Raw genomic sequence first — 21,700 nt, 5'->3', positions numbered from 1 at the left:
TGACCAGGCTTCAAGTGCACGAGTGAGGTCGCTGCGGGTGCTGCCCGCACGACCTCGGAGTGAGGAGTGCAGTGGCAGGTAAGGCCCGCGTACACGAGCTTGCTAAGGAGCTCGGGGTCGAAAGCAAGACCGTTCTCGCCAAGCTCAAGGAGATGGGCGAGTTCGTCAAGTCCGCGTCGAGCACCGTCGAGGCGCCCGTCGCCCGACGGCTGCGTAGCGCATTCGTCGCCTCCGCCGGCGCGCCGGCCCCGGCCGCCTCGCCGGCGGCCGCGCCGTCCCCGGCTCCGGCGCCGTCTCCGGCGCCGACCCCCGGCGAGCCCCGGATCACCGCGAAGCCGACGCCGCCCCGGCGGCCGGCGGCGCCCGGTCCGAAGCCGAAGGGGCCGGTGCCCGGTCCGCCGCAGCCGGCGGCTCCGGTCGCCAAGCCGGCGAGTGCCCACGACATCGAGGTGGCGGCCGCCGAGGCGCGTGCCGCCGCGCTGAAGGCTGAGCAGGAGGCCGCGGTCAAGGCCGCGCAGGCCGCCCGCCAGCAGCAGCGCGAGAACGTCCGCCGGGAGCCCCCGACCGAGGGTGGTCCGCGGCCCGGTCCCCGACCGGGCCCGAACGCGGTCCCGCCCCGTCCGGGTCCGGCGACCGCTGGTCGTCCCGGCCCGGCCCCGGGTCCGGGTGGCCGTCCGGGCGGCCGTCCGCCGGCGCGTGGCGCCGGTAACAACCCGTTCGGCATCCAGGGCGGCCAGCAGCAGCGGCCGCCGGCCGCCGGTGCGGGTGGCCCCCGGCCGAGCCCGGCCGGGATGCCGCCGCGGCCGAGCCCGGCGTCCATGCCGCCTCGGCCCAGCCCGGCCTCCATGCCGAGCCAGCGTCCCGGTCGCCCCGGCGGCCCGGGCGCGGGTCGGCCCGGCGGCGGCGCCGGTCGTCCCGGTGGCGGCGGTGGTTTCCGCGGCGGCCCCGGTGGCGGTGGCGGCGGCGGTGGCGGCGGTTACCGTGGCGGCCCCGGCGGTGGCGCCGGCGGTGGCGGCGGTTACCGCGGTGGCCCCGGCGGCGGTGCCGGTGGTGGCTTCCGCCCCGGCGCTCCGGCCGGTGGCGCGGGTCGCCCCGGTGGTGGCGGTCGTGGCCGTGGCGGCGGCGCCGCGGGTGCCTTCGGGCGTCCGGGCGGCAAGCCGACCCGCGGTCGCAAGTCCAAGAAGCAGCGCAGACAGGAGTTCGACAACCTGTCGGCCCCGACCATGAGCTCGGGTGCTCCCCGGGGTCAGGGTCAGGTCGTCCGGCTCTCCCGTGGCGCCTCGCTGTCGGACTTCGCCGACAAGATCAACGCCAACCCGGGTTCGCTGGTCCAGGAGATGTTCAACCTGGGCGAGATGGTCACCGCGACCCAGTCGTGCTCCGACGACACCCTGCTGCTGCTGGGTGAGCACCTCGGCTTCAACGTGCAGATCGTCAGCCCGGAGGACGAGGACCGCGAGCTGCTCGCGCAGTTCAACATCGACCTCGACGCCGAGGTCGACGAGGACCGCCTGGTCAGCCGGCCGCCGGTGGTGACCGTCATGGGTCACGTCGACCACGGTAAGACCAAGCTGCTCGACGCGATCCGCAAGGCGAACGTGGTGGCCGGCGAGGCGGGTGGCATCACCCAGCACATCGGCGCCTACCAGGTCCACGTCCCGCACGAGGGCGAGGACCGGGCGATCACCTTCATCGACACCCCGGGTCACGAGGCGTTCACCGCCATGCGTGCCCGTGGTGCCCAGGTCACCGACATCGTGATCCTGGTGGTCGCGGCCGACGACGGCGTGATGCCGCAGACGATCGAGGCGCTCAACCACGCCAAGGCGGCCGACGTGCCGATCGTGGTGGCGGTCAACAAGGTCGACAAGCCCGAGGCGAACCCGGACAAGGTCCGCCAGCAGCTGACCGAGTACGGCCTGGTCGCCGAGGAGTACGGCGGCGACACGATGTTCGTCAACGTGGCCGCCAAGCCGGGCATCGGCATCGACGACCTGCTCGAGGCCGTCCTGCTGACCGCCGACGCGTCGCTGGAGCTGACCGCTCCGATCGACGGGCCGGCGCAGGGTGTGGCCATCGAGGCGCACCTGGACAAGGGCCGCGGTGCGGTGGCGACGGTGCTGGTGCAGAAGGGCACCCTGCGGGCGGGCGACTCGATCGTCGCCGGTGGGGCGCACGGCCGGGTCCGCGCGATGCTCGACGAGAACGGCAACCAGGTCGCCGAGGCCGGGCCGGCGCGTCCGGTGCTGGTGCTCGGTCTGACCGCGGTGCCCGGTGCCGGCGACACGTTCCTGGCGGCCGAGGACGACCGCACGGTGCGGCAGATCGCCGAGCAGCGGCAGGCACGGCGACGGGCGGCGGCATTCGCCAACTCCCGGGGCCGGGCCACCCTCGAGACGCTCATGGAGCAGCTCAAGGAGGGCGAGAAGACCTCGCTCAACCTGGTGCTCAAGGGCGACGTCTCCGGTTCGGTGGAGGCGCTCGAGGACGCGCTGTTCAACCTCGACATCCCCGAGGAGGTCCAGCTCAGGATCATCCACCGGGGCGTCGGCGCGATCACCGAGAGCGACGTCATGCTCGCGAGCGCCTCGTCCGAGGCGGTCACGATCATCGGCTTCAACGTGCGGGCGGCCAACAAGGTTCGCGAGATCGCCGACCGCGAGGGCGTGGAGATCCGGTACTACACGGTCATCTACCAGGCCATCGAGGAGATCGACGCGGCGCTCAAGGGCCTGCTCAAGCCGGAGTACGAGGAGGTCGAGCTGGGCACCGCGGAGATCCGCGACGTCTTCCGCTCGTCCAAGATCGGCAACATCGCCGGTTGCATCGTCCGCTCCGGTCTCATCCGCCGCAACGCCAAGGCGCGGCTGCTGCGGGACGGGTCGGTCGTGGCGGACAACCTCACGATCAACTCGCTCAAGCGGTTCAAGGACGACGCGACGGAGGTCCGCGAGGGCTTCGAGTGTGGTCTGACCCTGGGTGGCTACAACAACGTCCAGGTCGGCGACATCATCGAAACCTTCGAGATGCGGGAGAAGCCGCGCGCCTGATCCCGAGGTGACGCACTGATCAAGGGGTTTACGCCGGAAGGCGTAAACCCCTTGATCATGTGGGGGTACGTCCCGGTATCGTCCGGAGCGATGTTCACCGGAACCGCGGTCTTCGACCTGCTGCTGCCGGGCGACTCCCGGTCGCTCAAGGCCAAGAGATCATACGTACGCCCAATCGTCGCGGCGCTGCGCCGCTTCGAGGTGTCCGCCGCCGAGGTGGGCGCGCTCGACCTGCACGGTCGGGCGCAGATCGGGGTGGCCGTGGTGGCCGCCGAGGCGGCCCACGTCCGCGAGGTGCTCGACTCCTGCGAGCGGCTGGTCGCCGGCCGTCCCGAGACCGAGCTGCTGTCGGTGCGCCGCCGGCTCTACGGCGCGGAGGACTGACCCGGCCGGTGCCGGCTCGGGCCACCCGGTGCCGCGCGGCGGTCCGGGCCGCGCGGGTAGTGTTCGAGATGTTGGCCGGTCGGCTCCGGCGGCGCCACGGGCGTCGCCGCCCGGCCGGGAGCGGGACGCCGTGGAGGTGGCGGAGATGACGGATCCGGCCAGGGTACGCCGGCACGCGGAGCGCATTCGCGAACTGGTCGCGTCGGTGGTGCGGAGCCAGATCAAGGACCCGCGGCTCGGGATGATCACCATCACCGACGCCCGGATCACCGCCGACCTGCGCGACGCCACGGTCTTCTACACAGTGCTCGGTGACGCCGCGGCCCAGTCCAGCACCGCCGCCGCGCTGGAGAGCGCCAAGGGCATGCTGCGCAGCACGGTGGGCAAGGCCCTCGGGCTGCGGCACTCGCCGACCCTGACGTTCGTCCTCGACGACGTGCAGGACCAGGTCAAGCACATCGACGACCTGCTCGCGGCGGCCCGTAACGCCGACGCCGAGGTGCAGCGGCTGGCCGCCCGGGCCGAGTACGCGGGCGAGGCCCAGCCCTACCGGCTGGACGAGGAATCCGAGGACACCGACGCCGTGGGCGAGGACGCCGAGGACGAGGACGAGACCCCGCCCCGGGGCGGGGACCGGCGGTGACCGACGCCGCCAGCCAGCCCGGAAGCGCCGTCGTCACGGCGGCACCCCCGGCCGGCGCCGGCCCCACCGAGGCCGATTGGACCGCGGCCGTGGCGGCCGTACGACAGCTGCCGGCCGACGCCCGGGTGCTGCTGATCTGCCACGTCAACCCGGACGGCGACGCGCTCGGCAGCATGCTCGGCTTCGGCCTCGGGCTGCGCCGGCTCGGCGTACGCCGGTTGCAGGCGACGTTCCCCGGCCCGCCGGAGGTGCCCGAACCGTTCCGCGGGCTGCCCGGGCTCGACCTGCTGGTGCCGGCCACCGAGGCGTACCCGGATCCGGACCTGGTGGTCTGCTTCGACGCGGCGAGCGAGTCGCGCCTCGGCGAGCTGGCCGACCGGCTGACCGGCGCGGGCGCCGCGGTGGTGCTCGACCACCACGCGTCCAACACCGGCTTCGGCGACGTCAACCTGGTGGACCCCCGGGCCGCGGCCACCTCGGTGGTCGCCGAGGAACTGCTGGCCCGGCTGGACGTGCCGCTGGACGCCGGCATCGCCGAGTGCCTCTACGTGGCGCTGACCACCGACACCGGCTCGTTCCGGTTCGAGGCCACCACCCCGGCGGTGCACCAGATGGCGGCCCGGCTGCTGGGCACCGGCATCAGCCCCGGGGACATCTCCCGGCGGGTCTTCGACACCCGGCCCTTCGGCGCCGTCCGGCTCTTCGGCGAGGTGCTCGGCCGGGCCCGGCTGGAGCCGGCCGCGGCCGGCGGGCACGGTCTGGTCTGGACCTACGCCACCCAGGACGACCTGGCCCGGCACGACCAGCGGCCGTACGTGCTGGAGGCGCTGATCGACTCGGTCCGGTGCACGGCCGAGGCCGACGTGAGCTGCGTGGTCAAGCAGACCACCGCCGGCGAGTGGGCGGTATCGCTGCGCAGCAAGGGGGCGGTCGACGTGAGCCGGGTGGCGGTGGCCCTCGGCGGCGGCGGGCACCGGTTCGCCGCCGGCTTCACCGGCCAGGGCACCGTGGACGAGGTGGTCGACCGGATCCGGGCCGAACTGCCCGGCGCGCTGCTCGGCCCGACCAACGCCTGACGGCGGCGCCGTCCGGCGCGTGCGGTGTGGCCGGCGGCGGTGGCGTGGCGGTGTGGCCGGCGCAGGGTGTGCCGGCCGGCGCGATCAACACCGGCGGCGTGGCCGGTGCGCGTGGTGAGCGCAGAGATCAGGGTCAGCTCCGGGGAGTGTTGACCTTTCCGCGTTTGGTGACGGCGGGGAGAATTGCCGGATGGAGCAGCCCCACGACCTCACCGTCGACGCGCCCCGCGCCTGGGACCGGCCCGCCGTGGCCGTCCCGGTGCTGGTCTGCCTCTCCCTGGTCGGCGGTCGGTTCCCGTCCTTCTCGACGGAGGCGAATCTGTACACCCTCGGCGCCGGCGGCGTGCTGATCTGGCTGGGTCTGAGCAACCGGGTGCCCCGGCGGCCGGCACCGGTCCGGCTCGGGTCCGGGGCGATCTGGTGGACCCTGCCGGTGGTGGTCTTCGGGGTCTTCGAGGGCGCCACCTTCGTGCTCGCCGCGGGCGACGAGTTCCCCACCTTCTCCCGGTTGGCCGACCCCTTGCTGGAGGACCAACTGGTCCGTTCGGCGGGCTGGCTGGTCTGGCTGTCCGCGTTCTGGGGGCTGGTGCGGCGATGATGCGGACCCTGGCCATCGCGGGCTTCCTGACCGCGCTGCTGCTCTTCGCCGCCGTCGAGTGGCTGGCCCGCCGGGAGGGCTCGCGCATCCCCACGCTGGGCGAGGTCTGCGCGTACGTGATGCGGTACGAGGTGGGCTCGGTGCCGGTCGGCCGGATCGGGCTCTTCGGCTTCTGGTGGTGGCTGGGCTGGCACTTCCTGGCCCGGTGACCTGATCAGGTCCGAATGGCGGGAACCTTGGGCAACATGTGGACCTGAACGATAGCTTGGGAAACGGCCGGCGCCGCGCGTGGCGGCGGCCGTGGGCGGTGGGGCCACACCCGGCGCCGCCTCCCTCCAGGGTCGACCGACCCGGGCTCACGCTGCCCCACCAGTCGCTCCGGTGACCCCGGATCGCTGCGCCGGGCGCTCATCACGACCGCCCGTGAGAGCTGCCGTCCGCCGGTGGCCCGCACCCTGGAAGGGGATCACCACCATGCCGAACAAGCCCAAGCCCGAGACCACCGACGAGGCCCGCGAGCAGATGCGCCGCGCGCTGCAGACGTCGATGGACACCCGTCAGTGACGCTGACCGACCGGCGGTGACGCCGCCGACGTCCCACGCCGACGACGTCACCGCCCACCCAGGCGCCTCCGTGGTTACCGTCCACGGGTGCGCCGCATCCTCATCGCCGGCAGCCCGGGCGCCGGCAAGAGCACCCTCGCCCGCGAGGTCGCGCGGCGGCTCGACCTTCCGCTGATCCATCTCGACCGGCACTACTGGCGAGCCGGCTGGGTGCCCAGCGACGACGCCTCCTGGCGCGCCACGGTCGCCGACCTGGCCGCCCGACCGGCCTGGGTGATGGACGGCAACTACGGCGGCACCCTCGACCTCCGCCTGCCCCACGCCGACCTGCTCGTCTTCTGCGACCTGCCGCGGCAACTCTGCCTGTTCCGGGTGCTGCGCCGACGCTGGGCGTACCGCGCCGCCGGCCGGGCCGACCTGCCGCCCGGCTGCCCGGAACGGGTCGACCTCCAGTTCCTCCGGTACGTCTGGCGCTATCCCCGGCAATCCCGCCCCCGGCTGTTGTGCGGCGTGCGGACCTGGGCGCCCGAGTTGCCGGTGGTCTGGCTCCGCACCCGCGCCGAGGTGCGCTGCTGGCTCGCCGCGCTGTCGCATCCGTGATCGTCTGATCCTCTGCAGGGCGGATCCGTGCTCCGGACCCTGCTGACCGACAGACGATCATGTGAGCGGCCGATGTGTAAGTGGTGAGGGGTGTTGCATACCTTACGGGGGGTGTGCCAGGATCGGCGGCGATGAGCCAGGACACCCTCACCGCACCGCGGTCGGCGTCGCCCCGCCGGATCGCCGCGCTCGCCCTGCCGGCCCTCGTCGTGCTGGCCGCGGAACCGCTCTACGTGCTGGTCGACACGGCCGTGGTGGGGCACCTCGGCCGGGTGCCGCTGGCCGCGCTCGCCGTCGGCGGCACCGTGATGACCCTCACCGCCTGGCTCGGCACCGTGGTCGCGTACGGCACCACGGGGCGGTCGGCCCGACGGTTCGGTGCCGGTGACCGGGCCGCGGCGGTGGCCGAGGGGGTGCAGGCGTCCTGGCTGGCGCTCGGCGTCGGGCTGCTGGTCGCGGTCGGCATGCAGCTCGGCGGCGGCGCGCTGGCGCGTACCCTCGCCGGCGGCACCGGCGAGGTGGCCGACGCCGCGGCGCAGTGGCTGCGGATCGCGGCGCTCGGCGCCCCCGGCCTGCTGCTCGCCGCGGCCGGCAACGGCTGGCTGCGCGGCATCCAGGACACCCGCCGCCCGCTCTGGTTCGTGCTCGGCCCCAACCTGCTCTCGGCGGTGCTCTGCCCGGTGCTGGTCTACCCGGTGGGGCTCGGCCTGGCCGGCTCGGCGGTGGCCAACGCGATCGCCCAGACCATCTCCGGCGGGCTGTTCGCCGCCGCGCTGGTCGGCGAGCGGATCGCCCTGCGGCCCCGGCCGCGGCTGATCCGGCACCAGCTGGTGCTCAGCCGCGACCTGCTGATCCGGGGCGTGGCGTTCCAGGCCAGCTTCCTGTCCGCCACGGCGGTCGCCGCCCGGTTCGGCGCCGCCTCGGTCGGCGCGCACCAGATCGCCCTGCAACTGTGGTTCTTCACCGCGCTGGTGCTCGACGCGCTGGCCATCGCCGCCCAGTCGCTGGTCGGCGCCACCCTCGGGGCCGGCGACGCGGTCGGCGCCCGCGCGCTGGCCCGCCGGGTCGCGCTGCTCGGCGGGGCCTGCGGGGTGGTGTTCGCGGTGCTGATCGCCGCCGGAGCGGCCGTGGTTCCCGGCTGGTTCAGCTCCGATCCGCAGGTACGCGAGCAGGCCATGGTGGCCTGGCCGTGGTTCGTCGCGATGCAGCCGCTGGCCGGGGTGGTCTTCGCCCTCGACGGCGTGCTGATCGGCGCCGGGGACGTGCGCTACCTGCGCAACCTCACCGTGGTGTCGGCGCTCGGCGGGTTCCTGCCGGCGATCTGGCTGGCGTACGGCCTGGATCTCGGGCTGGGCGGGATCTGGGCCGGGCTGACCCTGTTCATCGTGCTCCGACTGGCCGCCCTGCTGCTGCGGCTGCGCTCCGGCGGCTGGGCCGTGGTCGGCGCGGTGCGCTGAGCCGCTGGTCGGCAATCCGCACCGGGTACGGCGGCGCGGGCCGGTCGGGTGCCGTCTGGCAGGCTTGGGGGTCGTGAGCACAGACGGTCTGATCGTGGTCGACAAGCCTGGCGGCATGACGTCGCACGACGTGGTGGCGCGGATCCGCCGGCTGGCCCGGACCCGCCGGGTGGGCCACGGCGGCACGCTCGACCCGATGGCCACCGGGGTGCTGGTGATCGGGGTGGGCCGGGCCACCCGGCTGCTGACGTACGTGATCGGCGCGGGCAAGGGCTACACCGGCACCATCCGGCTCGGCCAGGCCACCGTCACCGACGACGCCGAGGGCGACGTGATCGCCACCACCCCGGCCGGCCGGGTCACCGACGACGCGATCCGGGCCGCGCTGGCCGCGCTGACCGGCGAGATCGACCAGGTGCCGAGCGCGGTGAGCGCCATCAAGATCGACGGGCAGCGGGCGTACAAGCGGGTGCGCGAGGGGGAGAGCCTCGAGCTGCCCGCCCGCCGGGTCACCGTGTCCCGGCTCGACGTGCTGGCGATCCGCCGTGCGGGCGACGTAGTGGACGTGGACGTGGCCGTGGACTGCTCGTCCGGGACGTACATCCGGGCCATCGCCCGGGACGCCGGGCTGGCGCTCGGGGTCGGTGGCCACCTGACCGCGCTGCGGCGTACCGCGGTGGGCGGTTTCACCCTCGCCGAGGCCGCCACCCTCGACGAGCTGGAGCAGCGCGCGCCCGAGGTGGTCAACCTGCCGCTGGCCGCGGCGGCCGACCGGTTCTTCCCGCGCCGCGACGCCGGCGCGGACGAGGCGAAGGTGCTCTCCCACGGCGGGCCGCTCGACCCGGTCGGGATCGCCGGCCCCTACGCGGTCTTCGACCCGGCCGGCACGTTGATCGCTATCGTCAGCGAGCGGGACGGTCGGGCCCGCGCGGAGATCGTGCTCGCGCCGGCCTGACGGCGGGGCGAGGTCCGGAGGGTGAGCCCCCAGGTCGCTCAGCCTGCGCCCGGCGGAGGAGGGGCCGATCAGTGGGGGAGTTCTTGTCTACTGTTGCGTATAGTTCGCTGATGTGGGCAAGATCTATCGGATAGGAGAGTTCGCGGAGCGTATCGGGCGGTCGACGAGCACTGTGCGCCGCTGGGAGTCCGAGGGGCGCCTCGTAGGCAAACGCACCCCATCCGGGCAGCGGTACTTCGACGAAAGCGACGTTCGGAAGGTCCTCCGACCCAGCTTCGCCGAACAGGCCCGTCGGACCGTCGTCTACTGCCGGGTGTCTTCACCAGGTCAGAAGAATGATCTCGCCGCGCAGGTCGCAGCCATGGAGCAGTTCTGCCTCGCCCGTGGACTTGCGGTCGACGAGTGGGTGTCCGAGATCGGCGGCGGCATGAACCTGCGCCGCAAGAAGCTCCTCGCGCTCATGGACGCCGTGGACCGTGGCGAAATCAGCACGATCGTGGTAGCGCACCGAGACCGACTGGCCAGGTTCGGGGTCGACTTCCTGGAGCATGTCGCGAACCGCAACGACTGCGAGATCATCGCGGCGAACCAGGAGTCGCTATCGCCGCAGCAGGAGCTTGTTGAGGATCTACTTTCGATCGTGCACACCTTCTCGTGCCGCCTTCGCGGTCTGCGTCGCTTCGAGAGGGCCCTGAAAGACGAGTTGCCAGGCGGTGGCCGGTGAAGGTCACCCGCATCGCCTACTCGGCTCGCCTCAACCCGGGCAAGTATTTTGCTCTGCTAGAGCAGGCGCGGCGCCTTGGCCGGGTCAGGTCCGTGGTGTGGCAGCGATTCGGCTCCGTCGCCGGAGCGGCGTTGCGGGACCGGCAGGTCCGCGATCGGTGGCTGGCCGACGGCGCCGCATGGCGGTTCGGGGTGCCGGCGAACGCGTGGAAGGAGACCCTTCGTGATGCGATGGCCGACATCGCCGCGAACCGCGAGGCCGCGAAGGCTGACGTTCGTCGCACGGTCGCCCGACGGACGGTTGATCCGGTCGAGCGGAAGCGGTTGTTCGCCCTGCTGAAGGCCGACCGGTGGGCCGAGGACGCCTACCTGTCCCGGCTGATGCGTAGGCGCTGGCGGCGGGGCAAGAACCACACCCACGACCAGATCATCGTGCGTGCCGATAAGGCGCGCACCTACACCCTGACCGACGGCGGGAACGTGTGGCTTGCCGTCCCGGGCCTTGAACCGCGCAAGCCGGTCATGGTTCCGCTGTCCACGACAGTCGCTCCGTCGGGAACGCTGCGTCTGATCCTGCGTGGCGGCCGCGTCGAGGTCCATTACCAGTACGACGCCGCGGACATGCCGTCGTCGCGGCGACCGTGCGGTGACCGGAAAATTGGTGTCGACAAGGGCTACACCGAAGCGCTCACCGATTCCGACGGCGACCACCACGGTGCCAACCTAGGCGCGCTGCTGACCGCCGCGTCGGACCGACTGACGCAGCGCAACCGGCGTCGTGCGAAACTTCGCTCGATCGCTAACAACGCCACTCAGCGTGGCAAGCACGCCAAAGCCGCCCGCATCAAGGCGAACAACCTCGGCACGGCAAAGCGGGACCGACAGGCTACCCGGCGGCGTGCCCAGATTCGGACGGAGATCTTCACAGCCGCCCACAGCGTGGTCGACAAGGCCAACCTCGTCGTGGCCGAAGACCTCACCAAGACTTTCGCCGGGCGCAAGAAGCTTGGCAAGAACATGAGCCGGCGCCTCGCTGCATGGACGAAGGGTGTCACCGCCGAAGCGCTGGAGAATGTGTCGGAGCGCAGAGGTTCTGCGTTCGTGCTGGTAAACGCCGCCTACACGTCACAAGTTTGTCCTCGATGCGGCGGCCTCGGCCACCGTGACGGGGATCGGCTTCACTGCACCGGTTGCGGGGTCGTGTGGCAGGCGGACCATGCCGCCGCGATCAACGTCCTGCGAAGACACGGTGACCCCGACATCACCCTCCACACCCCCCATAAGCGGGTGAAGGGAATCTTGCGGGCACGGGCCGATCGCCATCGGATCAGACTGCCGATCCAGGACTCTAGCCGGGCTAACGACGGCGGAGAGCGAATCATCCAACCACGTCCATCCCTGCACAGGGGTGAGCGGTGAAAGGAAGCAGGAGCAGCATGCAGCGGTGGCGGGGGTACGACGCGGCGCCCGGTGGCTGGGGGCGGTCGGTCGTCACCATCGGCGTCTTCGACGGGGTGCACCGCGGGCACCAGGCGACCATCGGGCACGCCGTGGCCCGCGCCCGGGAGCTGGGCGTGAAGTCGGTGGTGGTCACCTTCGACCCGCACCCGGCCGAGGTGGTCCGCCCCGGCTCGCACCCGGCGGTGCTCACCGAGCCGGCCCGCAAGGCGGAGCTGATCGAGGCGCTCGGCGTCGACGTGCTCTGCGTGGTGCCGTTCACCCCGGAGTTCTCCCGGCTGCCGGCCGAGGCGTTCGTGCACGACGTCCTGGTGGAGCACCTGCACGCCGCCCTGGTGGTGGTGGGCGACAATTTCCGCTTCGGGCACCGGGCCGCCGGCGACGTGGCGCTGCTGGAGCGGCTCGGCCGCACCTTCGGCTTCGGGGTGGAGGCCGGCCCGCTGGTCGCCGAGGCGGGCACGGTCTTCTCCTCCACCTACATCCGCTCCTGCGTCGACGCGGGCGACGTGGGCGCGGCGGCCGCCGCACTGGGCCGCCCGCACCGGCTGGAGGGGGTGGTGGTCCGCGGCGACCAGCGCGGCCGCGAGCTCGGCTTTCCCACCGCCAACCTGCTCTGCCACCGGTACGCGGCGGTGCCCGCCGACGGCGTCTACGCGGCCCGGCTGGTGCGCCGCGGGCAGCGCGAGCCGCTGGCCGCCGCGGTGTCGGTCGGCACCAACCCGACCTTCTCCGGCCGGGAACGGCGGGTGGAGGCGTACGCGCTGGACTTCACCGGTGACCTCTACGGCGAACGGCTGGCCCTGGACTTCGTGGCGCACCTGCGGGGGCAGATCCGGTTCGACGCGGTCGAGCCGCTGATCGCCCAGATGGAGCAGGACGTGGAGCGGACCCGCCGGGCGCTCGGCTGAGCACGCCCGGCGGGCGGGTCGCCGGCGCGGACGCCCCGGTTCGCGGCCCTTGACCGGCCGGGGCTCGGGTGGGCTGGTAGTCTTGCGGGGACGTCGGCTGACCGACGTGGGGCCTCGCGTGCCTGCACGACGCCGCGGGTGCGAGGTACCGGTCCGTTTCCGGTCCCCTGACCGATCGACGGACACCATCGAACAACCCACGAAACAGGGAGAACATGGCGCTCGACCAGGAAGCCAAGGCCAAGATCCGCGCGGAGTACGCGACCGCCGAGGGCGACACCGGTTCGCCGGAGGTGCAGGTCGCGGTCCTGACCAAGCGGATCGCGGAGCTCACCGAGCACCTGAAGGTGCACAAGCACGACCACCACAGCCGCCGCGGGCTGCTGCTGCTGGTCGGCCGTCGCCGTCGGCTGCTCAACTACGTCCAGAAGAAGGACATCAACCGCTACCGGTCGCTCATCGAGCGGCTCGGTCTGCGCCGGTGACGTGACGGGGGAGTGGCCGCAAGGCCGCTCCCCCGTTCCACACCACAGAAGAACAGGGCCGCGCGACCACCCGAACAGGGAGCCGGTCAGCGTACCGGTCTCCGGTAGTGGCCCCCGGGCACCCGGCATCTCGCCGCCACCCGGGCGCTTCGATCGAAGACCGGCCGTCTGAGCAGCTCTCCGCGTCGTGGGCCCCCGATGCGAAGGAGCACGACCGCACATGACCGAGAGCAACCTCGGCACCCAGTCCCGCACCGCCGTGATCGACAACGGGTCCTTCGGCACCCGTGAGGTCACCTTCTCCACCGGCCGGCTGGCCCGGCAGGCCGCCGGCTCCGTCATCGCCCAGCTCGGCGAGACGGTGGTCCTCTCCGCCACCACCGCGGGCAAGCAGCCCAAGGAGCAGTTCGACTTCTTCCCGCTGACCGTGGACGTGGAGGAGCGGATGTACGCCGCGGGCCGGATCCCCGGCTCGTTCTTCCGCCGCGAGGGCCGGCCCAGCGAGGACGCCATCCTCACCTGCCGGCTGATCGACCGGCCGCTGCGCCCGTCGTTCGTCAAGGGCCTGCGCAACGAGGTCCAGGTCGTCGAGACCGTCCTCGCCCTCGACCCGCAGCACCCGTACGACGTGGTGGCCATCAACGCCGCCTCGATGTCGACCAAGCTCTCCGGCCTGCCGTTCTCCGGCCCGATCGGGGCCACCCGGATGGCCCACGTCGACGGCCAGTGGGTCGCCTTCCCGACCTACGAGGAGCTGGAGCGGGCCACCTTCGACATGGTGGTGGCCGGCCGGGCGCTGCCCGACGGCGACGTCGCGATCATGATGGTCGAGGCCGAGGCCACCGAGCACACCGTGAAGCTGGTCGCCGGCGGCGCCCCCGCCCCGACCGAGGAGGTCGTGGCCAGCGGCCTGGAGGCGGCCAAGCCCGCCATCCGCGAGCTGTGCCGGGCGCAGGGCGAGCTGGCCGAGGTGGCCGCCAAGCCGGTCGCCGAGTTCCCGGTCTTCCTGGACTACCAGGACGACGCGTACGACGCGGTGGCCGAGCTGGCCCGCGCCGACGTGGCCGAGGCCCTGAAGATCGCCGGCAAGGCCGACCGCGAGGAGGCCCTGGACCGGATCAAGGCCCGGGTGGCCGAGGAGCTCGGCCCGCGCTTCGAGGGCCGGGAGAAGGAGCTCAGCGCCGCGCTGCGGTCGCTGACCAAGTCCGAGGTCCGCAGCCGGGTGCTGCGCGAGCAGGTCCGCATCGACGGCCGTGGCCCGCGCGACATCCGCCCGCTGACCGCCGAGGTCGGCGTGCTGCCGCGGGTGCACGGCTCGGCGCTGTTCGAGCGGGGCGAGACCCAGATCCTGGGCGTCACCACGCTGAACATGCTGCGCATGGAGCAGTCGCTGGACACCCTCTCCCCGGAGAAGTCCAAGCGCTACATGCACAACTACAACTTCCCGCCGTACTCCACCGGCGAGACCGGCCGGGTCGGCTCGCCGAAGCGGCGCGAGATCGGCCACGGCGCGCTCGCCGAGCGGGCGCTGATCCCGGTGCTGCCCTCGCGCGAGGAGTTCCCGTACGCCATCCGGCAGGTCTCCGAGGCGCTCGGCTCGAACGGCTCCACCTCGATGGGCTCGGTCTGCGCCTCGACGCTGGGCCTGCTCAGCGCGGGTGTGCCGCTGAAGGCGCCGGTCGCCGGCATCGCCATGGGTCTGATTTCCGACGAGGTCGACGGCAAGACCCAGTACGTGACGCTGACCGACATCCTCGGCGCCGAGGACGCGTTCGGCGACATGGACTTCAAGGTCGCCGGCACCCGGGACTTCGTGACCGCGCTGCAGCTCGACACCAAGCTCGACGGCATCCCGTCCGACGTGCTGGCCGCCGCGCTCCAGCAGGCCCACGAGGCCCGGCAGACCATCCTCGACGTGATGCAGCGGGCCATCGAGGCGCCGGCCGAGATGTCCGACTACGCGCCGCGGGTCACCACCGTCAAGATCCCGGTCGACAAGATCGGCATGGTGATCGGCCCGAAGGGGCAGACCATCAACGCCATCCAGGACGAGACCGGCGCCGAGATCTCCATCGAGGACGACGGCACCATCTACGTCGGCGCCACCAACGGCCCGTCGGCGCAGGCGGCGGTGGAGCGGATCAACGCGATCGCCAACCCGACCCTGCCCAAGGTCGGCGACCGGTTCCTCGGCACCGTGGTGAAGACGGCCGCGTTCGGCGCGTTCGTCTCGCTGCTGCCGGGCCGTGACGGCCTGCTGCACATCTCCAAGGTGGGCGACGGCAAGCGGGTCGAGAAGGTCGAGGACTTCCTCAACGTCGGCGACAAGGTCGAGGTCGAGATCGCCGACATCGACCAGCGCGGCAAGATCTACCTGGACAAGGTCCGCCCGGAGGGCGCCGAGGCGCCGGCCGAGGGCGAGGCCGCCGGTGGCGAGCGGCCGGCCGGCCGGGACCGGGGCGACCGGGGCCCGCGCGACCGGGGTGACCGCGAGCGCGGCGGCGAGCGGGGCGGCCGTGGCCCGGAGCGGGGCGAGGGTGGCGAGGGCGGCGAGCGTCCGCGCCGCCGGACCCGGCACAGCTGACGCCTGACAATCGCACCACCCACCCCTCGTCGATCTGGGAGCACCACGTGAGTCGGGCCGCAGCTGCGCCGTTTCCACCGGATCGACGGGGGGTGGTCGCGTCCGCCGGGGCCAGCCGCGCCGGCGGCGCCGCCCGGGCGGTGACCCGGACCCTGAGTGACGACCCGCTGGGCGGCACGGTACGCCGTACCGTGCTGCCCAGCGGGCTGCGCGTGCTCACCGAGGCGATCCCGGCGATGCGCAGCGTGTCGTTCGGCATCTGGGTCGCGGTGGGCTCCCGGGACGAGACCGGTCCGCAGTCCGGCGCCGCGCACTTCCTGGAGCACCTGCTCTTCAAGGGCACCCGCAAGCGCAGCGCGCTGGAGATCTCCTCGGCGATCGAGGCGGTGGGCGGCGAGACCAACGCCTTCACCACCAAGGAGTACACCTGCTACTACGCGCGGGTGCTCGACGAGGACCTGCCGTTGGCCATCGACGTGATGTGCGACCTGGTCGCCGACTCGGTGCTCGACCCGGCCGACGTGGAGACCGAGCGGGGCGTGATCCTCGAGGAGATCGCCATGCACGACGACGAGCCCGGCGACGAGGTGCACGACCTGTTCGCCCGGGCGGTCTACGGTGACCACCCGCTCGGCCGGCTGATCTCCGGCACCGAGGAGACGGTCACCCCGATGACCCGGCGGCAGATCCAGGGCTTCTACCGGCGCCGCTACGTCGCGCCGCAGATCGTCATCGCCGCCGCCGGCAACCTGGACCACGCCGCCGTGGTCAAGCTGGTCCGCCAGGCGCTGCGCGGCACCCCGCTGGACACCGACCCGGCGCCGCCGGCGCCGCACCGGCCGGCCACCCCGGCGGTACGGACGAAGCTCGCGACCACCCAGGTCGAGCCGAAGGAGACCGAGCAGGCGCACGTCATCCTCGGCTGCCCCGGCATCGACCGCACCGACGGGCGGCGGTTCGCCCTCGGGGTGCTCAACAACGTGCTCGGCGGCGGCATGTCGAGCCGGCTGTTCCAGGAGATCCGGGAGCGCCGCGGGCTGGCCTACTCGGTCTACTCCTACGCCAGCCAGTACGCCGACACCGGCCTGTTCGCGGTCTACGCCGGCTGCGCTCCGGGCAAGGTCGACGAGGTGCTGGAGCTGACCCGGGCCGAGCTGGCCCGGGTGGCCGCCGACGGGCTGACCGAGGCGGAGGTCGCCCGGGGCAAGGGCATGTCGAAGGGGTCGTTCGTGCTCGGCCTGGAGGACACCGGCTCGCGGATGAGCCGGCTGGCCAAGGGCGAGCTGCTCTACGGCGACCTGATGCCGGTCGACGAGCTGCTCACCCGGGTGGACGCGGTCACCGTGGACGACGTCAACACGCTCGCCGCCGAACTGCTGAGCCGGCCGATGTCGCTGGCGGTGGTCGGCCCGTTCGGCGAGCACGACTTCATCGCCCGCTGACCGGCCGACTGCCGCTCGCCCGGTGCCGGCCACCGTGGCGGGTCGGGCCGGTGCCGGCGGGCCGTGGCGGGTCAGGGCCCGGCACCGGCGGGCCGTGGCGGGTCGGTCCCGACGGCGGTGGGACGCTGGCCGACCCGCGGGGTGACGTCGTCCCGATTGGGATAGGTTGTGCCCCGTGACTGAGGAGCAGGAGAAGGGCGCGGCCGAACCGATCCGGGTCGGTGTGCTGGGCGCCCGGGGCCGGATGGGCGTCGAGGTGTGCAAGGCCGTCGACGCGGCCGGCGACCTGGAGCTGGTGGCCATGGTCGACCAGGGCGACGGGTTGTTCGCCGCCTCCGATGCCGGCGCCGAGGTGGTCGTGGACTTCACCACTCCGGACGTCGTCATGGACAACCTGCACTGGTGCATCGACCAGGGCATCAACGCGGTGGTCGGCACCACCGGCTTCACCGAGCAGCGGCTGGAGCGGGTGCGCGGCTGGCTGGCCCGCAAGCCCGGCGTCGGCGTGGTGGTCGCCCCCAACTTCGGCATCGGCGCGGTGCTGATGATGCAGTTCGCCGCGCGGGCGGCCCGGCACTTCGAGTCGGTCGAGATCGTCGAGCAGCACCACCCGCGCAAGTTGGACGCGCCGAGCGGCACCGCCACGCACACCGCCCGGCTGATCGCCGCGGCCCGCGCCGAGGCCGGGCTCGGTCCGGCGCCGGACGCGACCAAGGACGAGGTCGCCGGCGCCCGGGGCGCCGACATCGAGGGCATACGCGTGCACGCGGTGCGCGCCACCGGGCTGGTCGCCCACCAGGAGGTACTCTTCGGCACCACCGGCGAGACGCTGACCATCCGGCACGACTCGTACGACCGGGCCTCGTTCATGCCCGGCGTGCTGCTGGCCGTGCGCGCGGTGCGCGACCGGCCGGGCCTGACCGTCGGCCTGGACGCCCTGCTGGACTGAAATCGCTGGCCCGGTCCCCGGCCGGCCCCTACGCTGCCCCGGTGATCGATTCGGGAGAACGGGACCGGGCCGGGCGCCGGGTCACCCTGCGGCCGGTGGACGACGACAACTGGCGGGCGGTGGCCGACGTCGCCCCCCGGGACGACCAGCGGGACTGGGTGCCCGCGCTGGCGGCCCGCTACCTGCTGCTGACCACGCGCTCCGAGGTGTGGAACTCGCTCGCCGTGTACGCGGACGAGACGGTGGCCGGGCACGTCATGTGGGGGGTCGACGACGACGGCTCCCGCTGGATCGGCGGGATGATCGTCGACGCCGCCGAGCAGGGCCGGGGCGTCGGGCGCGCCGCTGTGGCCACCCTCGCCGGCTGGCTGGCCGCCCAGGGCGGGCCGGTGCGGCTCTCGTACCACCCCGACAACACCGACGCGGCCCGCCTCTACACGGCGCTCGGCTTCCGGCCCACCGGGGCGATGGAGGACGACGAACTGGTCGCCGAACTGGCTCCGGCCGCGGCCTGAACCGCGCCGGCCGGCGGTGGTGTCGCCCACCGCCGGCCGGGACGGCTGCGGCCCTCAGTGGGGGACCGGGGCGCCGGCGGACCGCTGGGCGGGCACCGCCGGGCCGGTCGGCGTCTCGATGGTCAGGCTGGACGGCAGGCCGGTCACCGTGGCGTGACCGGCCCGGTCCACGGTGACGGCGACCGGTGCGCCGGCGATTCGCAGGCCCTCGGCCGCGATCCCGCCCAGACCGGCCAGCGGGGCCACCGTGACCCGGCCGGCCGGCACGTCCGGGTAGAGCCCGGCGGCGGCCTGGAGCAGCAGCACCGCCCCCGCCGCCGACCAGGCCTGCGGCCGGCACGCCGCCGGGTACGGCACCGGCCGGCCGAGCACCGACCGGTCGTCGCCGCCGTACAGCTCGGGCAGCCGGTAGTCGAACGCCTCGGCGGCGGCCAGCAGCCCGTCGGCCAGGCCGAGCGCGGTGTCGTGGAACCCGGCCCGGGCCAGCCCGGCGAGCACGATCGCGGTGTCGTGGGTCCAGATCGACCCGCAGTGGTACGACAGCGGGCTGAACCCGGCGTCGTCGCTCGACATGGTGCGCAGTCCGAACCCGCCGGCCATCGCCTCGGTGCCGAGCAGCCGGGCCACCTGCGCCTCCTCGTCGCCGGTGAGCAGGCCGGTGCCGAGCAGGTGGCCGATGTTGCTGGTCAGCGAGTCGACCGGGCGCTTGTCCCGGTCCAGGGCGAGCGCCGGCTGCGGCCCGTGGCGGCCGTCGACCCAGAACGCGGCCCGGAACCGCCGGGCGAGCCGGTCGGCGTAGCCGCGCCAGCGGTCCGCGCCGGGGCGACCGAAGGCGTCCAGCAGGTCGGCGGCGTTGACCGCGGCCTGGTACGCGTACCCCTGCACCTCGGCCAGCACGATCGGCGCGGTGGCGAGCCGGCCGTCGCGGAACCGGACCGCGTCGCCGGAGTCCTTCCAGCCCTGGTTGGACAGGCCGTGGCCGGTGGTGTCGACGTACTCGATCAGACCGTCGCCGTCGGCGTCGGCGTGCTCGCCGAGCCAGCCCAGCGCCGCCTCCAGCGGCGGCAGCAGCGGCTCGACCTGGTCGGCGGCCAGGCCCCAGCGCCAGGCGTCGTGCAGCAGGTTGACCCAGAGCATGGTGGCGTCCACCGTGCCGTAGTACGCCGGCGGCAGCCGCAGCCCGGCGCCGGCGAAGGCGACCTCGTGCCGGCGCAGCTCGTGCAGGATCTTGCCGGGGGCCTCGCCGGTGGCCGGGTCGACCCGGGTGCCCTGCCGGCGGGCCAGCACCCGCAGCGTGCCGGCGGCCAGGTCGGTGCCGAGCGGCAGCATCATCCGGGCGGCCCAGAGGCTGTCCCGCCCGAACAGGGTGAGGAACCAGGGCACGCCGGCGCCGAGGAACTCGTCCGCCGGGGCGGCGGCGTCGGCCAACCGCAGCCCGCGCAGGTCGTCCAGCGCCCGGTCGAGCAGCCGGACCAGCCGCCGGTCGTCGGCGTCGACCCGCGGATGTGCCCAGCCGACCTCGGCCGGCGGGCTGACCACTGCCGCCCGGGGGTCGGTGACCCGCAGCCGCCAGCGCAGCGTGACCTCGTCGCCGGGCGCCAGCTCGACCGGCCAGGCGAGCCGGGGCGCCTCGGCCGGCTCGGCGCGTACCTCGGCCTCGGTGCCGGTGACGGTGACCACCGTCCCGTCGGCCGTCCAGGTCAGCTCGCCCGGCCCACCCGTGCGGGCCGGCAGCGCCGGGGTGGCGCCGCCGGACTTGACCACCTCGATCGGGGCCAGGTCGCACGCCAACCGCACGCTGACCGTGGCCCGGACCGGCGTGGCCGCGGTGGACACGACCCGCAGTTCCTCGGTGAGCCCGCCCGGTTCGAGCCGGCGGGTGCGGTCGATCCGGACGGTCGGGTCGGGGGTCGGGTCGCCGAGCCAGCGGGCCAGGGTCACGAAGCGCACGCCGTGCGGGCCGGCCGCGCCCCGGGCCAGCCCTTCCGGCTCGCGGTCGTCGACCCGCAGCTCGGCGCGGGAGAGCACCCGGGCGTCGGCGTGGAAGACCCCCTGGACACCGACCGGGCGGATCTGCCCGGCCGCGTCCCCCAGCGCGCTGGTGGGGGCGTGCACCGCCCCGACCAGGTCGTGCAGCAGGGGTTGCAGGTGGCGTTCGGTCACGGTGGGGCTCCAGATCCTTCTCGGGTGGACCGGTCTCTTGACAGGCGGTCCCCAGGCGGTGCAAAGTGCGAAACATTCCAGCAACTTGAACGATCCAATCCTGCCGTATCTAATTTGGATCGTTCAAGACGGCGAGAGGGATCAAGTGGCTGAAAAGGTGACCATCGCGACGGTGGCCCGGCACGCCCGCGTCAGCCGCCAGACCGTGTCCAACGTGCTCAACGCCCCGCACATCGTGCGGGAGGAGACCCGGGCGCGGGTGCAGGAGGCGATCGACGCCCTCGGCTACCGGGCCAACCAGGCCGCCCGGCAGATGCGCACCGGCCGGTCCCGACTGATCGCGGTGCGGATCGAGCCGACCCGGGACGGAATCAACGGCTCGGTGCTCGACCGGTTCCTGCACGGGCTCACCGAGGCCGCCGAGGCGGCCGGCTACCGCACCATGCTCTACACCGCCGCCGACGTCGAGCGGGAGATCGCCGCGTACGACGACTTGCTCAGCGCGTACGACCTCGACGGTTTCGTGCTGACCGGCACCCACCACGGCGACCCGCGGACGGCCTGGCTCGCCGCGCGGGGGGTGCCGTTCGTGACCTTCGGCCGCCCCTGGGACACCCCCGAGGCGCACCCCTGGGTCGACGTGGACGGCGCCGCCGGCACCGCCGAGGCCACCCGCCACCTGTTGGCCCGCGGCCACCGCCGGATCAGCTTCCTCGGCTGGCCGACCGGCTCCGGCGTCGGTGACGACCGACGTGCGGGCTGGTCACGGGCGCTGCGGGCGGCCGGCATCGAGCCGGCCGGCTGGCACCGGGAGACCGAGGACGGCATCGCCGAGGGCGAGCGGCTGATGCGCGAACTGCTCGCCACCGCCGAACCGCCGACCGCCGTGATCTGCGCCAGCGACTCCCTCGCCCTGGGCGCCCTCCAGGTCGCCCGTGCCGCCGATCCCGCCGTCGCCGTGATCGGCTTCGACGACACCCCGGTGGCCGCCGCCGTGGGGCTGACCAGCGTCAGCCAACCGCTGGGCGAGGCGGCCGCCCGCTGCGTCGAGCTGCTCACCGCGGTGCTCGACGGCACCCACCGGACCACCGACCACGTGCTGCTCCAGCCCGCGCTGGTGCCCCGGCACACCGCATGACCCCCGTC

At 73.5% G+C, this 21,700-nt stretch carries 20 protein-coding genes; 19 read left to right on the top strand and 1 reads right to left on the bottom strand.

Translation table 11 applies throughout. From position 1 onward, the window contains the following. Positions 1 to 71 precede the first annotated feature (71 nt). From infB to DLJ47_RS11895, 18 genes are all read left to right on the top strand, one after another. On the top strand, positions 72 to 3,050 hold the full coding sequence (gene infB / locus DLJ47_RS11975) for a translation initiation factor IF-2 (RefSeq protein WP_109900112.1): 2,979 nt from the start codon (positions 72 to 74) through the stop codon (positions 3,048 to 3,050). Positions 3,051 to 3,140: 90 nt separating this feature from the next. Further along, positions 3,141 to 3,434 (top strand): DUF503 domain-containing protein, encoded by a 294-nt coding sequence (locus tag DLJ47_RS11970; RefSeq protein WP_088995440.1) that lies wholly within the window; start codon positions 3,141 to 3,143, stop codon positions 3,432 to 3,434. A gap of 145 nt (positions 3,435 to 3,579) precedes the next feature. Beyond that, entirely contained in the window at positions 3,580 to 4,077 is a 498-nt protein-coding gene (gene rbfA, locus DLJ47_RS11965; protein ID WP_109900119.1) for a 30S ribosome-binding factor RbfA, read from the top strand. An 89-nt stretch (positions 4,078 to 4,166) separates the two neighbouring features. Next, positions 4,167 to 5,153: a DHH family phosphoesterase gene (locus DLJ47_RS11960; RefSeq protein WP_446723553.1), complete on the top strand. Its 987-nt coding sequence runs from the start codon at positions 4,167 to 4,169 to the stop codon at positions 5,151 to 5,153. A 190-nt stretch (positions 5,154 to 5,343) separates the two neighbouring features. Then, on the top strand, positions 5,344 to 5,751 hold the full coding sequence (locus tag DLJ47_RS11955) for a hypothetical protein (RefSeq protein ID WP_109900110.1): 408 nt from the start codon (positions 5,344 to 5,346) through the stop codon (positions 5,749 to 5,751). Then, positions 5,751 to 5,960: a DUF6186 family protein gene (locus DLJ47_RS11950; protein WP_199235804.1), complete on the top strand. Its 210-nt coding sequence runs from the start codon at positions 5,751 to 5,753 to the stop codon at positions 5,958 to 5,960. Before DLJ47_RS11955 ends, DLJ47_RS11950 begins: the two co-directional genes overlap by 1 nt. A gap of 214 nt (positions 5,961 to 6,174) precedes the next feature. Beyond that, a complete protein-coding gene (locus tag DLJ47_RS36810; RefSeq protein WP_158289812.1) occupies positions 6,175 to 6,315 on the top strand; it encodes a hypothetical protein in 141 nt (46 codons plus the stop codon). Positions 6,316 to 6,402: 87 nt separating this feature from the next. Beyond that, positions 6,403 to 6,915 carry an AAA family ATPase gene (locus DLJ47_RS11945; RefSeq protein ID WP_233257791.1) on the top strand — a complete coding sequence of 171 codons (513 nt, stop codon included), beginning with the start codon at positions 6,403 to 6,405 and terminating at the stop codon, positions 6,913 to 6,915. 131 nt (positions 6,916 to 7,046) lie between these two features. Then, positions 7,047 to 8,372 (top strand): MATE family efflux transporter, encoded by a 1,326-nt coding sequence (locus DLJ47_RS11940; protein ID WP_109900108.1) that lies wholly within the window; start codon positions 7,047 to 7,049, stop codon positions 8,370 to 8,372. 73 nt (positions 8,373 to 8,445) lie between these two features. Then, positions 8,446 to 9,327 carry a tRNA pseudouridine(55) synthase TruB gene (gene truB / locus DLJ47_RS11935; RefSeq protein WP_109900107.1) on the top strand — a complete coding sequence of 294 codons (882 nt, stop codon included), beginning with the start codon at positions 8,446 to 8,448 and terminating at the stop codon, positions 9,325 to 9,327. 112 nt (positions 9,328 to 9,439) lie between these two features. Beyond that, positions 9,440 to 10,051, top strand: coding sequence for an IS607 family transposase (locus DLJ47_RS11930; protein WP_109900106.1), 612 nt, complete (start codon positions 9,440 to 9,442; stop codon positions 10,049 to 10,051). Beyond that, positions 10,048 to 11,469: an RNA-guided endonuclease TnpB family protein gene (locus tag DLJ47_RS11925; protein ID WP_109900105.1), complete on the top strand. Its 1,422-nt coding sequence runs from the start codon at positions 10,048 to 10,050 to the stop codon at positions 11,467 to 11,469. Before DLJ47_RS11930 ends, DLJ47_RS11925 begins: the two co-directional genes overlap by 4 nt. A 17-nt stretch (positions 11,470 to 11,486) precedes the next feature. Beyond that, a complete protein-coding gene (locus tag DLJ47_RS11920) occupies positions 11,487 to 12,416 on the top strand; it encodes a bifunctional riboflavin kinase/FAD synthetase (protein ID WP_109900104.1) in 930 nt (309 codons plus the stop codon). A 215-nt stretch (positions 12,417 to 12,631) separates the two neighbouring features. Next, on the top strand, positions 12,632 to 12,901 hold the full coding sequence (gene rpsO / locus DLJ47_RS11915) for a 30S ribosomal protein S15 (protein ID WP_043962418.1): 270 nt from the start codon (positions 12,632 to 12,634) through the stop codon (positions 12,899 to 12,901). A gap of 220 nt (positions 12,902 to 13,121) precedes the next feature. Next, positions 13,122 to 15,485, top strand: a complete 2,364-nt coding sequence (locus DLJ47_RS11910) for a polyribonucleotide nucleotidyltransferase (protein ID WP_109900103.1) — start codon at positions 13,122 to 13,124, stop codon at positions 15,483 to 15,485. A gap of 47 nt (positions 15,486 to 15,532) precedes the next feature. Further along, positions 15,533 to 16,927 carry a M16 family metallopeptidase gene (locus DLJ47_RS11905; RefSeq protein WP_109900102.1) on the top strand — a complete coding sequence of 465 codons (1,395 nt, stop codon included), beginning with the start codon at positions 15,533 to 15,535 and terminating at the stop codon, positions 16,925 to 16,927. A gap of 175 nt (positions 16,928 to 17,102) precedes the next feature. After that, entirely contained in the window at positions 17,103 to 17,876 is a 774-nt protein-coding gene (gene dapB, locus DLJ47_RS11900) for a 4-hydroxy-tetrahydrodipicolinate reductase (protein ID WP_109900101.1), read from the top strand. A gap of 41 nt (positions 17,877 to 17,917) precedes the next feature. Continuing rightward, positions 17,918 to 18,391, top strand: coding sequence for a GNAT family N-acetyltransferase (locus DLJ47_RS11895; protein ID WP_109900100.1), 474 nt, complete (start codon positions 17,918 to 17,920; stop codon positions 18,389 to 18,391). 54 nt (positions 18,392 to 18,445) lie between these two features. Here DLJ47_RS11895 and DLJ47_RS11890 read toward each other — a convergent pair whose 3' ends face one another. Continuing rightward, positions 18,446 to 20,554, bottom strand: a complete 2,109-nt coding sequence (locus DLJ47_RS11890; RefSeq protein WP_109900099.1) for an amylo-alpha-1,6-glucosidase — start codon at positions 20,552 to 20,554, stop codon at positions 18,446 to 18,448. Between the two features lie 157 nt (positions 20,555 to 20,711). On the opposite strand from DLJ47_RS11890, the gene DLJ47_RS11885 reads away from it, so the two are divergent. Then, positions 20,712 to 21,692: a LacI family DNA-binding transcriptional regulator gene (locus tag DLJ47_RS11885; protein WP_233257790.1), complete on the top strand. Its 981-nt coding sequence runs from the start codon at positions 20,712 to 20,714 to the stop codon at positions 21,690 to 21,692. Positions 21,693 to 21,700 lie beyond the last annotated feature (8 nt).

Origin of the sequence: Micromonospora sp. S4605 (assembly GCF_003176715.1) — a bacterium.
GTDB classification, from domain to species: Bacteria; Actinomycetota; Actinomycetes; order Mycobacteriales; family Micromonosporaceae; genus Micromonospora; species Micromonospora echinaurantiaca.
This window is presented reverse-complemented; position numbering and strand designations above follow the sequence as displayed.

What these genes read in the sequence shown, in the direction of transcription:
- DLJ47_RS11970 (WP_088995440.1), top strand. Translation starts at nt 3,141, where the DNA reads ATGTTCACCGGAACCGCGGTCTTCGACCTGCTGCTGCCGGGCGACTCC.
- rbfA (WP_109900119.1), top strand. Translation starts at nt 3,580, where the DNA reads ATGACGGATCCGGCCAGGGTACGCCGGCACGCGGAGCGCATTCGCGAA.
- DLJ47_RS11955 (WP_109900110.1), top strand. Translation starts at nt 5,344, where the DNA reads ATGGAGCAGCCCCACGACCTCACCGTCGACGCGCCCCGCGCCTGGGAC.
- DLJ47_RS11950 (WP_199235804.1), top strand. Translation starts at nt 5,751, where the DNA reads ATGCGGACCCTGGCCATCGCGGGCTTCCTGACCGCGCTGCTGCTCTTC.
- DLJ47_RS11940 (WP_109900108.1), top strand. Translation starts at nt 7,047, where the DNA reads ATGAGCCAGGACACCCTCACCGCACCGCGGTCGGCGTCGCCCCGCCGG.
- DLJ47_RS11920 (WP_109900104.1), top strand. Translation starts at nt 11,487, where the DNA reads ATGCAGCGGTGGCGGGGGTACGACGCGGCGCCCGGTGGCTGGGGGCGG.
- rpsO (WP_043962418.1), top strand. Translation starts at nt 12,632, where the DNA reads ATGGCGCTCGACCAGGAAGCCAAGGCCAAGATCCGCGCGGAGTACGCG.
- DLJ47_RS11910 (WP_109900103.1), top strand. Translation starts at nt 13,122, where the DNA reads ATGACCGAGAGCAACCTCGGCACCCAGTCCCGCACCGCCGTGATCGAC.